Source organism: Dechloromonas sp. CZR5, from assembly GCF_008711155.1.
Classification (GTDB): Bacteria; Pseudomonadota; Gammaproteobacteria; order Burkholderiales; family Rhodocyclaceae; genus Azonexus.
This window is the reverse complement of the sequence record NZ_VUYQ01000008.1, coordinates 38,244-50,924: the sequence shown is the minus strand read 5'-3', so window position 1 is coordinate 50,924 and position 12,681 is coordinate 38,244. Positions and strand designations below refer to the sequence as shown.

Below are 12,681 nucleotides of genomic sequence, written 5' to 3'. Positions count from 1 at the left end.
AACTATGTGCAAGCAGCCAGGAACCGCTATTGGAAAGCCTGTCGCTTCAGCTAGAGGAAGCTTGGAATTCGCTCATCGCCGAAGGCGAAGCAGAGACTTTGTTGTGCGACGTTAATCACCTTATCAATGACTATGACTCAAGGGGACTCTTTCCCCCCCTTGATGAGGTGAAGGGTCTTATCTTACGGGCTCACTCGCATTACTGTTTGCACACTGTGAAATGGGCTTCTGTCTATGCTGGTCTTGCGGCGATAGCTGCCCGCAAGGGGAATATTTCAGATGCAAGGCAACTCATTGCAAGCTCGGCGCTAGTTCTCTTTCGTGGGTATCGGCCTTGCAGTGAAGATGCATACAACACCTACGTTTCAAGTAAAGGAGGAGATGCTCGCAATGCGCAGTGGCAAAAAATGAGAGACGAGCTGCGCAGACTAATCGAAGACGAGATTCGTTCGCGCAGAGTGCCATTTAATTCAAAGATCGAAGCAGCAGAATACTTCGAGCCATTTCTCAATGAGGCTGCTGATGGGCACGCAATCAAAAATTCCAAATCAGCAATGATAAAAAGAATTCAAAACTGGTTTTCGACGGATGACAGTCTCAATGCATTGATCAAAAAATTGATTTCTAAAACTCCAAAACGACGGCGCTAGTTAGGGCGCTTATTTTTTTCGAGACTGTCGCACTCACCCGCTTTCCCGGCCGTTTTATTCTCGAAGGTAGCCAGAGTTTGAAAATGGCGAAGTCATTGCAAATGACTCCGAATCCTAGCTGAATTGTCACTGTGCTTGCGTCTAAATCCGGCTGGTTCCAAAACTGTGCACACCGTCGCCGAAATGCTTCGTTTCGGCTTTGCAGAGGTAACTGACTCGATAGATAAAATCGTTGAAGGCATCCATGTCATCCATGTCATCCGTGTCATCTCTGGTCAGCTCATAGGCGTGGTTTTCCGGTATATGAACGAGACCAACTGCCTCTTGTACTAGCAACCCCAATGCACTTGCCCATGCTTCAACCAAAAGATTAAAAAGGTTCTTCCTGCCGATTTTGAACTTGCCGAGCTTAAAGAAAGCATCCCTGTTCAGTAGGATTGCCAGATGATAGTGCGGAACTCCGTGCTCCCCGATTTCTCTGCACCAGATGTAGCTGACTTCGGTGCTGTGAGCGAGCCGAGATTGCTCAGCTCGTAACTTTCTATTGTGGAAAATTTTTGCCTTAAACGACGCAATGAATCGTTCCAGTGGCTTGTTGTCGTTTGTGCCGAAAGACCAATTCGCAGGAAAGTGTAGGTCTACTCGGAATGCAAAAGTCTTCCGGTGTTTAAGTAACGCAAGGCGAGTGACGCATAACGCTCGCGATAGATATTCTTCGACCAGCGGTCCGCGCTGCTGGAATACTGTGAATCCCTCGAATTGATCTTCGAAGATCAGCTTCAGGTTATTGTTTTCAGAATGTCTTTTCATGAAGAGTCTGAGCTATCTGGAGTTATTCTAACTATTTGTTTATATTAATATTTATATATTACTATTGCCGAAATTTGGTGTGCTGGCGTCCCGGTGCCTTTGTTTTCAGTGCATGCCGGATTCCCAGTCAGATTGATAGGCTGGTCCACTCTCGGAAAAAACTAGCTGGTGACGTCCTGTGCATGCTTAATGGCTGCGAATCCGCTAATAATTAGCGGATTCGCAGCAGTTTTGCTGCAACTACAGCGGTTTATAGTTGAAAGGTGCGTTGCCCCTGACGATTTGGCCGTAATAATTGTCGTGGAGTAAGAGCATCACGGTGCCCTTTTTCCTACGAGAGTTGTTCAAGCCGGGCTGCCCGAGGAAATTGCTCTGGCTATTCGCATCGATCAGCTCCTGAAGGGTGGGGTTCACGAGATTCAAGCCGGGGTAACCGAGGAAATAGCTCAGCCTATTCGCATCGATCAGCTTCTGAAGGGCGGGCTCCAGCAGGTCCGCCTTCTTCAGCCGATTTGGTCCTGAAGTCAGCAAATAGCTTTTGGGTACGTAAAATGTATTTGTCTCACGAAGGTAATCGATCAGCCAGGCATCCAGGGTCCTAGCGTTGTTCATCATTATTTCGGCTGGGCTCGGAGGGGAGAACAGACGCAAAAATTCATTGGCATACCATGAAACAATGCGTGCCGCAGATACAAGGTGTTCGTGCGAGATTTGCGTTCCTTCGCACCCTTCGAATGCGTGAAAAACCGCTGCCATACGTGCAATGTTTTCCGCCATTTTTGAAGCGTAGTCACGATTTCGAAAAAATATCCCGCCTGCACGACAGGCGCGTTCAATCCACTCGTAAATGTGCTCCCATTCGGCTTGTGCAAGAGTGCTGAAGGTTAATTTGGTTCGCTCCGGCAGGTGTGCCTTTGACTTGAAGAGGGGAACTTGTTTATTGAACAATTCCAAGCTGCGCGCGTTAAAGCGACCAATGTTGGGGAGATCGCGCGGTCTATATTTGCGTAATCGATAACCCTGAGTTGATTCAGGGTAGGAGATAAGGCAGCGCGCATTAAAACCAATTCCCTGAAACTCGTCGCCGCGATTCTTCATGGTTTTCTCAAAAACGATGCTTTGGACGAGAATTGAGAGGGTGCATCGTGGAGAAGGGATCACAATTCGCTTGCCTTTGCGGTTCACAACGATTGGATCACCGCCCCAAGCCTGATTGAGCAAACCAAGGTCGTCAATGATTTTGCTTTTGAAAAAGCGTGAGCCCTCAGCCTCACACAGGCATGCCGAGTGGGACGACTCTTTAAGCCCTTCGATAAAGCCGACGGGAGTGGTGTTGGAATAGAGGAGTTGCAGGCGTTCCATCATTCTGCCTCCAGTTCTTGGGCGATTTCGAACTCTCTGGCCGCTTTAAAAAACAGCCGGTCGACAGCACTCTTACGTTCTCCCGATTCTGCGATGGTGATGAAGTACAGCGAGATCGGACCATCCAGGCCAACATCGCGTTCGACGTTGAATTCGGTTTGGGTGGCAAGCGATGCAGCGGCGAGTGCCGAACTGGCAATAAGCGCAGCGGGAGCCTCTACCGCGAGCATGGCCTCTTCGACCGCAGCTCGAATCGTAGGAGGTAGCGCGTCAACCGGAAATGGTGGAAGAGAAAATGGTTGAATGTCGTAATTTGAATGCGGTTGAATTTCGTAAATCATGATGACCCTTTCTGGCGATTAATACGCCAAAGTTCGTATGGTTTGATTGGCTTTCAGATCGCGCTGCAGGGCCCTTGCAACGACATCTGATCTGGCTACTCGGGAAATTCTCGGTTGTTTTCTCCTTTACGGTTTCTGGGAAGTAAATGCGGCCTTTTGGGCCACACCGGTTTCTGGGACCTCATTTTTTGTTATCTTGGTGACGAGCTCGAATCCAGTTATTCAGGTCCTCTTCAAGAATGCCAACGCTTCTTGGACCAAAGCGGATCAGACGAGGAAAAGTGGGGTCATGCCTTTTGGATTTCGGGGAGGTTACGTCATACAACCAACTGCGAGATTTACCCCCCAAGCGAAGGCGAGATTCCGTTAACGACAGGAACCTTGGGGTGGTGGTGGTCTTTTCCTGCATCGCGTTTCTCCTACGTGAATTTGTAGGACGCAGTATCGCGAAATACGTTGGGCTTTAGGCTTCTTTGCCTGCTAGTAAAATTTTACTGCCAGCACGCAAATTTTAAATCAGGTCCGATTGCCAACTTTGGTTGTCTTAACGCGTTGATTTATAAGTTCTTGTCAGAAGTATTTCAACACCACAGTTTTGGATGTTTCCCCTGATAGCGCGCAGATCTACTTATTTCCGAGCCTACTAAGTACGTATCAATGCCGGTGCCAAGAATCATGGCCTGCATCTGAACCCCATTCAGTTACATATATAAAACCTGAAGACTAGGCCAACCTGGCCTTCAATTCCCAGTTTCTACCCATTCAAGAGCCCGCTACCTACGCAGGTAACGGGCTCTTTTCATTTCTAGGAGAGAAAAAATCATGCGCAACAAATGTCCCCTCTGCCATTCGATCAACATCTATCGCCTGCACACCGCCAGAAGGATTGGCTCAGCTGTCGGCGCCGTCGGTGGTGCAGCAACCGGTGCCGGTGGTGCCTTGTCGGGTGCTCAAACTGGCGCAGCAGTAGGTGCAGTCGGTGGTCCGGCCGGCATGCTGCTTGGTGGTCTGGCTGGTGCCATTCTCGGAGGTCTGCTCGGTGGCGCCGCCGGATCGATCGCCGGCGGCAAAGTCGGCGATGTCGTCGACGAGAAGGTTCTCGGCAATCTGCAGTGCGGCGATTGCGGCCACGAGTTCAGCGACCGCTGACCTGCCATCTTCACCATTCATTTTCAGGAGCCTCAAATGGCACACCAAGTCCAACAAATGGCGTACGTGGGTGATGTTCCCTGGCATGGCCTCGGCAATGAACTTACGCCGCAGCAGCCGATTGAAGTCTGGGCAGAGCAATCCGGCATGTCCTTCCGGATTCTCGAAACCCCTGTCCGTTTCTTTTCGGAATCCGCGGGAGCGCTCGGCACGATCAAAACCTTCGCCGATCAGAAAGTGCTCTATCGGTCCGATACACAGGATGCCCTGTCTGTCGTCTCAAATCGTTATCAGGTCGTCCAGCCCAGTGAAGTTCTAGAGTTCTACCGTGACCTCACGCAAGTGGCAGGCTATGAGCTCGAAACCGCCGGGGTGTTGAAAGGCGGGAAGAAGTTCTGGGCACTGGCAAAAACCGGTCAGTCCTCCACCCTCAAGGGGAACGATATCGTCCAAGGTTACTTGCTACTCGCCACTTCTTGTGACGGTACACCACCGCCGGCAGATGGTTCGGAATCAGCAGAGCTGGCATTGCGTTGTCTCTATCCGCAGGACAAGGGAATCGCAGTCGACTTCAGCTCCGACCGTAACCTGTCAGCGACCTTTGCCGACTGGCTCAGTGTCCGTCAGACCTTGGCTGAAACCGAGAAGCTGGAAGCGAAGTTGAAGCAAGCCCTGCAACAGGCCATGGGCGAAGCTTCACGCGCCATTTTCGAGACAGGCGAAGTGACCTGGAAGAAAGCCAAAGACAGCGTGGTGCTGGATGCCGCGCGGCTGCTGGCCGATCAACCGGATTTGCTCACGACCTACGGCATGCAGCGCCAAGGATCGCGGCGATTCGTGCTTGCTTGATTCATTCCCGAAAAACCAACGTAGCAGTACTCAACCCACCAACTCCCTATCGGCAACCGGATAGTCATCCGGCGCCGATAGGGAGTTTTATATTTGAGAGGAAACACCATGCTTAAAGGTTTGGTCATCACCCCGCCAGTACTCGGACGGATTTCCATCGGGAAGGTCGTCGAGAAAGCCGGCAAGCGTCTTCCGGAAAAGGACGATCAATTCACCATCACCAGCCAGGTTCAGGGCGCAGAAGGCTGGTTGCCACATCCCTTCGATGAGGGATTCCGGAAAGCACAGGGCGGGAAGATTCGAGCAATTCCGATCAGGCTGCTCTTCAATGATCCCGATCTGAACTTCCGGGCTGAATATGCTCTGTTTGATCGCAGGACTGGTCGGCCAGTTTGTGTTGGCAATGGTGAGAGCTGCAAGCGGCGGACGGAGTCCGGGATTCAGTCATTGCCTTGTCCTTCTCCAGAAGGTTGTACGCTGGCGCAGAACGCTGCCTGCAAACCGTATGGCAGGTTGAATGTGCTGATTGGGGATGATGATCCGCTGGGAAGCTTTGTGTTCCGGACCACGGGGTTCAACAGCATCCGGACTTTGTCGGCACGGCTGGCATACTTCCAGGCGATCTCAGGCAACCGGTTGGCCTACTTGCCGCTGGAATTGCGGCTGAGAGGGAAGTCGACTCGGCAGAGCATGGGCACCCCGATCTATTACGTCGATCTCACCGTACGTAGCGGTGTTTCTGTTGAGGAGGCGCTAACTGAGTCGAAACAACTTGAAGCAGATCGTCGGGAAGCTGGTTTCGATCAGGTTGCCTTAGAAGGGGCTGCTCGGCAGGGATTCTCTAACGGTGCATTCGAGGAAAGCGAAGAAGAGGGGGATTCTGTCGTAGAGGAATTTTATCCGGAGGGGGATGGTGGGCAGGGTGATCCTGGCTTTGCTTCGGAGAAATCGGCTGCGCCTAGTCTGGCGGACAAGCTTGAGGACCGGGTAGTGAGACTGGGGCGCGATGTAGGGTAGGTCTCAGCGCATTGCCAGTTCGATCATTTTCCCTGCTATCCACTGAGAGAACGAAGTAATAAAACCCGAGGCGCATTTGCGCTTCGGGTTTCGTTTTATCTACTTTTTTTGACTTTGAGCGGTTGGGGCAGCGAAGCCTTTCAACTGCCGGTGTTCGGCCAAAGCGGGCGTTTTGGGCAGGTTAACTAAATGGCTGGTATTGGGCAGATTTCGGACATAGGGCTCGTCGCGAACGACAATTCAATTGGCGGCATTCAACCTCGTGCATTGGCTTGGATGCCGCTCCTACCGTATATGGAGGGGATTGATTGCTATTATGCTGTTTCTCCGGTTACCTAACTTTGGGATGCAATTTACTATCAAACTGATCGAGAGATACAAACTCTAGCGGTTGCAAGGTATCCAATCCATTCAAGCGCTGGCGATACTCCTCCAGAATGGCCGTACGTTCCTCTGGGGCTATATAGGGTACGTGGTAGCCGACGAAGGGCGGTAAAACACTGAAGCCTGAATACGCTAATGTGCCCCGCAAAATCGGTCGAAGCATGTCTTCCAGGGGGCCGTGCACACCGCCTTCGATCAACATGTGTGGTTTTCCGCCAATCGTGATGCTCAGCATGGCTTTCTTGCCAACAAGCCCGCCCTGGTCGTAAAAGCGCATCCCGCCATACACGGCACCTGATACGAATACCCGGTCAAACCAGCCCTTGAGAATTGCGGGCATCGAGAACCAGTAGATCGGGAAATTGAAGATCACCATGTCAGCCCACAACAGCTTGTCCAATTCTGACTGGATGTCGGGGGCAAGTGTTTGCTGCTTGTGGTTGTGGCGTTGCTCCAGGGCATAAATAAGATAGTCCGGATTTGCCCTATCGCCGAAATCCGCGGCACTTGCCACGGGATTCCAGTTCATCGCATAAAGGTCAGATACCTGAACGCTGTGTCCCTGTGTGCCAAGCTCCTTGACTGCGAGATCCTTCATTGCTGCGCTGAATGACTGTGGCTCATTATGAGCGTGGACGATGAGAACTTTCATGGTGCTTAACTTTCCGATCTAGGTATTAGGTTGGTCGATTAACCGGTGATTTCTTTGCCGAAAATGCCACGAGCAATCACTAGCTTCTGAATCTCATTGGCCCCTTCGTAAATCTCGGCAATTTTGCAGTCGCGATAGATTTCTTCGACGCGATAATGCGAGCCATCTGCGGCAAGTTCCCGCATGAAGCCATAGCCACCGAATATCTGTACGGCATCGCGGGCAAATTCGCCTGCGAGGTTGGTGCCGTACCATTTGGCCATTGCCGCCTCGGGCTCTGGGAATGCATGTCCCTCATCCATACGCAGTGCTGCTTTCAGGTAAAGGTTGCGTGCATTCTCGATTTCAGTGGCCCGCTCGGCCATCTTGAACTGCCAGTGCTGGAATTGGGCAATAGCTTTGCCAAAAACTCGCCGCGTCTTCAGCCGTTCCGCGCTGTGATCAAACAGAGCCTGAGCCATACCAGCACCACTGGCCGCAATGCCCACACGGCCGTAGGTGAGCGTCTGTAGGGCGATTTTCAGTCCCTGTCCGGGCTGGCCAACAACATTTTCAAATGGAACCTTAACGTTGTCGAAATAGATGTCAGCGGTTAGTTGGCCATGATTGCCCAATTTTTTATCCGGCTCACCAACTCGCACACCTGGGCAATCGAGTTCGACAACCAGTTCGGTCATGCGCTCACCGTCGATGCAAAGCAAGACAACAAAGTTGGCAACCGGAGAATTGGTGATGTAGCGCTTGCGGCCGTTGACCACGTAGCCATCGTTTGTACGTGTCGCGACAGTGCGCATCGCTTCGACGCTCAGATCGGTGCTTGCGTCGGGTTCCGTGGTTGCGAAACTGCCGATCATCTCGCCGCTTAGCAGCGGCGTCAGGTAGCGTTGCTTGATTGAGTCTGAGCCATGCTTCAGAGCATTGCCCGCGAGAATGCAGTGTACGTCCACGATGGCGGCTACCGAATTGGAGTGATAGGCCAACTCTTCGATCATCACAGCCGTTGCTGTTGCCGGGTACTGCAAGCCACGGCCACCCACTTTGGCGGCGAAGGGAATACGGAACAATCCTGCCTTGGCCATCTTGGCAAATAAGTCGCGCGGAAAGGCGGCTACGGCCTCTTCGGTGTGACCGATTGCGTAGGCAGCGGGAGCTACGTGCTCGTCAGCAAAGCGTCGGACCTCCTGCCGAATAGCCAAAATTTCCTCTGGTGTCATCAGATCGTGATACAGGCTGTCTTGGTAACGAGTTACTAGGGTTGTTCCGGACGCATCAGCACGATTGTTCATAGGTGTCTCCTGGAAAATTTGATGTATTCGAGTGACTCGTACTGTAGGTAAAACCACCTGGAGGTGTAATAGTCGGAACCGACAAGTAATATGCGATTTACGCCAAATTGGCTTCCGCGTTTTTAGAAAGATGTGATTTATGCCGACTGCCGCGATTCTTGGTTTTAACGATGCCTATGCCTCTGTGATTGGGGGATTTGCCGACATGCTTCAGGTCGCTAATTCCCACATGCGGAAACAGGGCACCCAGCCCACGGGGTTGTTCGAGTGGCACTTTGTATCAGCGTGTGGACAATCGGTAAGGGCAAGCAATGGATTGGAACTGGCGATGCGTCCGATCTCGTCTGATGATCGCTACGATCTCGTGTTCGTGCCTAGCCTGCACTATCGTGGTTGGGCCGAATTTCAACGATTCCTAACTGAGCAGGTCGAAGTGCGTGACTGGCTGAGCAAGCAATGGAAAGCTGGAGCATGGATAAGTGCCAACTGCACTGGAACATTCCTCCTGGCGGAGACAGGCTTGTTGAATCACCGTACTGCGACAACGACTTGGTGGCTGGAGCGGCATTTTCGAGAGCGCTTTCCAAGCGTCGATCTGCAGATGCGCCCAGCCGTCACTGAAGATGAACGCCTGGTCTGTGGTGGGGCACATGCCACTTTTTTGTTGCAGTCCGTTCGGCTGCTCAATCGGTTTGTTGGTAAAGCGATTGCTATGCAATGCGCGCGCAGTATGCTGATCGATTTGACACAAACGATACAGACACCACTTCAGCCATTGATCGCTGACAAATCACATAACGATCCTTTGATTCATCGTGCGCAAAAATGGCTTCAGGATCATATGGCGCAGCAAATACGAATCAGCGAACTCGCACAAATGCTGGCGGTTAGCGACCGTACATTGATCAGGCGATTTAACAGCACAATGGGGCAGTCACCGCTAACCTATTTGCAACACCTGCGCATCGATACTGCCCGGGCGTTGTTGGAAGCCGGTGATTTGAGCACTGAACAGATTGCTGTCTATGTTGGTTACAGCGACACGGCTTCATTCACCCGACTTTTTCGTGAACGAGTGGGATTTACGCCTTCTGCGTACAGAGGACGATTCCAGTTTCAGGGAACGGATTGAACAATATGTCGTGCTGTTTTCGTGTTCAGCTATTTAGCCTTTGTGCTGTTCCCGAAATTTATTAACCGCAATCAGGAAGGCCTTGAGAATTGGGGACTCATCATCTTTTCTATAGATGCAACTGAGATCCACTTTCCCGGTAAGCCAGTCATCAAACGGCAAATAGACGATACCAGGTGGTTTAAAAGTGATCACTGATTCCGGGACCACTGATATGCCAAATCCCCCTGCAACCAGGGCGACCCCAGTCACTGCGTCGCCGACGATTTGAGAAATCTCCGGAATAAAACCCATATGTCCGCAAATCTCTAACACCCGATCGACAAAGTTGGGGCGAGGGCCGGTTGGAAAGAGTACCAGCGGATGCTTTGACAGTTCCTTAACCGATACAGAGACATTCTTGCTAAGCGGATGGCTGTTATGAACCGCAAGAAAGAGTGGTTCGCGCATGATCAACTCACAGGTTATATCTGGTAGAGGGGACATGATGCGGTTGAAGCCGACGGTAATCCGTTTTTGGCGCAGCGCTTCAATTTGCTCATTTTTGGTCATCGTATGCAAAACGACTCGCACATCCGGATGGTCGTCCCTGAACAATTGAAGAAGCTTTGGAATCGTATTTAGGATTCCTGTGCCGAAAATGCCGATATCCAATCGGCCCAGTTTTCCTTGCCCTGCCCGTTTGGTGCGTTCGATGGCCTGTTCTACCAGCGATCGAATATTTCGTGCTTCTTCCAGAAACATTTCTCCAGCCTGCGTGAGTTCAACGCCGCGTGGTGTGCGAATCAGCAACTGGACGTCGAGTTCCTCCTCAAGTTGCTGTATTTGCCTGGTCAGTGGTGGCTGGGAAATATGTAAGCGAAGTGCCGCTCTTCCAATGTTGAGTTCTTCCGCTACAGCAATGAAATATTTCAGGTGCCGGAGATCCATGATCGTTTCCATGTGTTTCTGGTTGAGTGGGTACCGATAAGTCCATATCTGCAAGGTATGGATATGGGTTTAAATCGGTATTGGACAGTATATCTCCGCATTTACTAACCTGTAATCAACAACAGAAGCGAGTCTCCTGTTGTGCGTGAATGTCTCTCTCTGCATTTTTGGGGGGCTTAAAGCCCCCCGTTTTTTCAGTGTGAAGTGAGGACAAATCAGGCTGGATACGACCTTTTTCATACTTTAAAGGTATTGATTGGTTGGTTATATGGTATTGGACGGCAATTCTGTTGTCACGTAAATTTGCATGTAGAGATTGGCTGGTTACCCTGATTTTGGGGGCTGAGTCGAGACTTTTGCGGATTCACAGTCAAACAATTACTGGAGGGACAAATGCAAATAACTTATGAAACGAAGCAGTTTGGAGGTCTTCGTCTCAAGCGCTTGGTTTTGAATATGGCCGGCGCTTTCGTTGGTGTCGTCGCGGCAGGTGTGGCGCAGGCAGGCACTATTGATGTTGGAAATCCAGATGTAAAAATGTCCTGGGACAACACGGTCAAGTACAGCGCAGGTTGGCGTGTCGCCAATCCCGATAATGCGGTTGCAGGGGATCCCGGTCCTGGCACGATGCAGCGTAACGTCAATGACGGTGACAATAATTTCAAAAAAGGTTCGATGATCACCAATCGACTGGATCTTCTGTCCGAGTTCGATTTTCGATTCAAGAACGCGTATGGCTTCCGGGTTAGCGGTGCGGCCTGGTACGACGATGTCTATAACCACACGAACGACAATAACGGTACTGCTTATGTGAATTCCACCTCGGTTCCGTATAACCAGTTTACTAGCGCTACTCGTAAGCAGGCACAGAACGCAGAGTTCCGGGACGCCTTCGTATATGGCAATTTCACGCCGGCTGACATGAACGTGAATGTCAAGGGTGGCCAGTTCACCCAGCTTTACGGTGAAACCCTGTTTTTCGGCTACAACGGCATTGCCGCAGCGCAGACCCCGCTGGATCTTGTACGCGCATTGTCCGTGCCGAACTCGCAGTTCAAGGAAATAGCCCTGCCGGTCAAACAGCTTTCCACACAAATCCAAATCACCCCGAATTTGACGGTCGGCGCCTACTATCAATTTGAGTGGAAGAAAAACCGCATTCCGGCCGCCGGCAGCTATTTCAGTTTTACCGACTTTGCGGATGCCGGTGGTGAAAGCATCGTCTTCCCGGGCGGCGGGCCGAATGTCGCGCTGCACCGCGGCCAAGACCTGAAGGCTAAAGACTCTGGCCAAGGCGGTGCTCAGGTGAAGTTCAAGCTGGGTGACTCCGAGTTCGGCCTTTACGCGGCTCAATTCCACGACAAAATGCCCCAGTTTTACGCTCGTCCTGGCCAAAATGCCCAAGGTATGTTGGCCTCGGGCGTGGTGGATGTGGGTGACTACGCATTGGTTTATGGCGAAAAGATTAAAACCTATGGTGCAAGTATCAGCACCCTGGTGGGCGAGACCAACGTTGCGGCAGAGCTTTCCATCCGAAAGAATATGCCCATGGTCGCGCGAGGGGTCCTGGTAAACCTTGCGCAGGTTGCTAACTTTGGTGCTGATGGTGCTGGTAATCCAGCCTACCCGGTGGGCGACTCCCTCCATTTCAATCTTTCCGCAATCAGCGTTCTGGGTGCCACTCCGCTGTGGCATGGCGCCAGCTTTATTGGTGAGTTCGCCTACAACCAGCGCATGCGGATTACCAAGAACGCCGACCAGCTTGATCCGAATGCAACCAAAACGGCTTCGGCAATTCAATTCGTGTTTCAGCCTGAATACTTCCAGGTCTTGCCTGGCCTGGATTTGCAGGTACCGATCGGCGTTGGTTATGGCATCAACGGCCATTCCTCGGTAGCAGGAGTTTCGGCGCTAATGCCTTCTGAGCGCGGTGGCAATTTCAGCATCGGTATCAAGGGGGAATATCAGAAGACTTGGCAGACTAGCCTGAATTACACGAAGTATTTCGGACCCAAAGATGCTGTCATCGACCAGCAATTCCCTCCAGCCTTGTCCTACAAGAACTTCCATGGCGACCGGGACTTCATTTCGCTCTCAGTTCAGCGCACCTTCTAAGTCA

Annotated in this window: 13 protein-coding genes; 6 read left to right on the top strand and 7 right to left on the bottom strand. The window is 51.5% G+C overall.

Annotated features, from left to right (window positions below; genetic code table 11):
• Positions 1–29: 29 nt before the first annotated feature.
• Positions 30–650 (top strand): hypothetical protein, encoded by a 621-nt coding sequence (locus tag F1002_RS17665; protein ID WP_150430367.1) that lies wholly within the window; start codon positions 30–32, stop codon positions 648–650.
• A gap of 141 nt (positions 651–791) precedes the next feature.
• On the opposite strand, the gene F1002_RS17660 is transcribed toward F1002_RS17665, so the two are convergent.
• The 4 genes from F1002_RS17660 to F1002_RS17645 all read right to left on the bottom strand — a co-directional run bounded on the left by F1002_RS17660 (position 792) and on the right by F1002_RS17645 (position 3,572).
• Complete coding sequence (locus F1002_RS17660; RefSeq protein ID WP_150430366.1) at positions 792–1,460, bottom strand: inovirus Gp2 family protein; 669 nt, start codon at positions 1,458–1,460, stop codon at positions 792–794.
• A 240-nt stretch (positions 1,461–1,700) separates the two neighbouring features.
• On the bottom strand, positions 1,701–2,825 hold the full coding sequence (locus tag F1002_RS17655; protein ID WP_150430365.1) for a DUF3987 domain-containing protein: 1,125 nt from the start codon (positions 2,823–2,825) through the stop codon (positions 1,701–1,703).
• Positions 2,822–3,163: a DUF3987 domain-containing protein gene (locus tag F1002_RS17650; RefSeq protein ID WP_150430364.1), complete on the bottom strand. Its 342-nt coding sequence runs from the start codon at positions 3,161–3,163 to the stop codon at positions 2,822–2,824. Before F1002_RS17650 ends, F1002_RS17655 begins: the two co-directional genes overlap by 4 nt.
• A gap of 181 nt (positions 3,164–3,344) precedes the next feature.
• Positions 3,345–3,572 carry an AlpA family transcriptional regulator gene (locus F1002_RS17645; protein ID WP_150430363.1) on the bottom strand — a complete coding sequence of 76 codons (228 nt, stop codon included), beginning with the start codon at positions 3,570–3,572 and terminating at the stop codon, positions 3,345–3,347.
• Positions 3,573–3,985: 413 nt separating this feature from the next.
• On the opposite strand from F1002_RS17645, the gene F1002_RS17640 reads away from it, so the two are divergent.
• From F1002_RS17640 to F1002_RS17630, 3 genes are all read left to right on the top strand, one after another.
• Entirely contained in the window at positions 3,986–4,312 is a 327-nt protein-coding gene (locus F1002_RS17640; RefSeq protein WP_150430362.1) for a hypothetical protein, read from the top strand.
• Positions 4,313–4,348: 36 nt separating this feature from the next.
• A complete protein-coding gene (locus F1002_RS17635; RefSeq protein WP_150430361.1) occupies positions 4,349–5,161 on the top strand; it encodes a DUF932 domain-containing protein in 813 nt (270 codons plus the stop codon).
• A gap of 108 nt (positions 5,162–5,269) precedes the next feature.
• Positions 5,270–6,178: a hydrolase or metal-binding protein gene (locus tag F1002_RS17630; RefSeq protein WP_223879659.1), complete on the top strand. Its 909-nt coding sequence runs from the start codon at positions 5,270–5,272 to the stop codon at positions 6,176–6,178.
• Between the two features lie 331 nt (positions 6,179–6,509).
• Here the strand turns inward: F1002_RS17630 and F1002_RS17625 are convergent, their stop codons facing one another.
• Positions 6,510–7,214: an NAD(P)H-dependent oxidoreductase gene (locus F1002_RS17625; RefSeq protein WP_150430360.1), complete on the bottom strand. Its 705-nt coding sequence runs from the start codon at positions 7,212–7,214 to the stop codon at positions 6,510–6,512.
• Between the two features lie 38 nt (positions 7,215–7,252).
• A complete protein-coding gene (locus tag F1002_RS17620) occupies positions 7,253–8,500 on the bottom strand; it encodes an acyl-CoA dehydrogenase family protein (RefSeq protein ID WP_223879658.1) in 1,248 nt (415 codons plus the stop codon).
• A gap of 139 nt (positions 8,501–8,639) precedes the next feature.
• On the opposite strand from F1002_RS17620, the gene F1002_RS17615 reads away from it, so the two are divergent.
• Positions 8,640–9,632 (top strand): GlxA family transcriptional regulator, encoded by a 993-nt coding sequence (locus F1002_RS17615; RefSeq protein WP_150430359.1) that lies wholly within the window; start codon positions 8,640–8,642, stop codon positions 9,630–9,632.
• A 33-nt stretch (positions 9,633–9,665) separates the two neighbouring features.
• On the opposite strand, the gene F1002_RS17610 is transcribed toward F1002_RS17615, so the two are convergent.
• Entirely contained in the window at positions 9,666–10,574 is a 909-nt protein-coding gene (locus F1002_RS17610; protein WP_370452180.1) for a LysR substrate-binding domain-containing protein, read from the bottom strand.
• A gap of 381 nt (positions 10,575–10,955) precedes the next feature.
• Here F1002_RS17610 and F1002_RS17605 point away from each other — a divergent pair, with 381 nt between their 5' ends.
• A complete protein-coding gene (locus F1002_RS17605) occupies positions 10,956–12,677 on the top strand; it encodes a DUF1302 domain-containing protein (RefSeq protein WP_191090462.1) in 1,722 nt (573 codons plus the stop codon).
• Positions 12,678–12,681: the final 4 nt, after the last annotated feature.

What these genes read in the sequence shown, in the direction of transcription:
- F1002_RS17645 (WP_150430363.1), bottom strand. Translation starts at nt 3,572, where the DNA reads ATGCAGGAAAAGACCACCACCACCCCAAGGTTCCTGTCGTTAACGGAA.
- F1002_RS17650 (WP_150430364.1), bottom strand. Translation starts at nt 3,163, where the DNA reads ATGATTTACGAAATTCAACCGCATTCAAATTACGACATTCAACCATTT.
- F1002_RS17655 (WP_150430365.1), bottom strand. Translation starts at nt 2,825, where the DNA reads ATGATGGAACGCCTGCAACTCCTCTATTCCAACACCACTCCCGTCGGC.
- F1002_RS17630 (WP_223879659.1), top strand. Translation starts at nt 5,270, where the DNA reads ATGCTTAAAGGTTTGGTCATCACCCCGCCAGTACTCGGACGGATTTCC.
- F1002_RS17625 (WP_150430360.1), bottom strand. Translation starts at nt 7,214, where the DNA reads ATGAAAGTTCTCATCGTCCACGCTCATAATGAGCCACAGTCATTCAGC.
- F1002_RS17620 (WP_223879658.1), bottom strand. Translation starts at nt 8,500, where the DNA reads ATGAACAATCGTGCTGATGCGTCCGGAACAACCCTAGTAACTCGTTAC.
- F1002_RS17610 (WP_370452180.1), bottom strand. Translation starts at nt 10,574, where the DNA reads ATGGAAACGATCATGGATCTCCGGCACCTGAAATATTTCATTGCTGTA.
- F1002_RS17640 (WP_150430362.1), top strand. Translation starts at nt 3,986, where the DNA reads ATGCGCAACAAATGTCCCCTCTGCCATTCGATCAACATCTATCGCCTG.
- F1002_RS17605 (WP_191090462.1), top strand. Translation starts at nt 10,956, where the DNA reads ATGCAAATAACTTATGAAACGAAGCAGTTTGGAGGTCTTCGTCTCAAG.
- F1002_RS17615 (WP_150430359.1), top strand. Translation starts at nt 8,640, where the DNA reads ATGCCGACTGCCGCGATTCTTGGTTTTAACGATGCCTATGCCTCTGTG.
- F1002_RS17660 (WP_150430366.1), bottom strand. Translation starts at nt 1,460, where the DNA reads ATGAAAAGACATTCTGAAAACAATAACCTGAAGCTGATCTTCGAAGAT.
- F1002_RS17635 (WP_150430361.1), top strand. Translation starts at nt 4,349, where the DNA reads ATGGCACACCAAGTCCAACAAATGGCGTACGTGGGTGATGTTCCCTGG.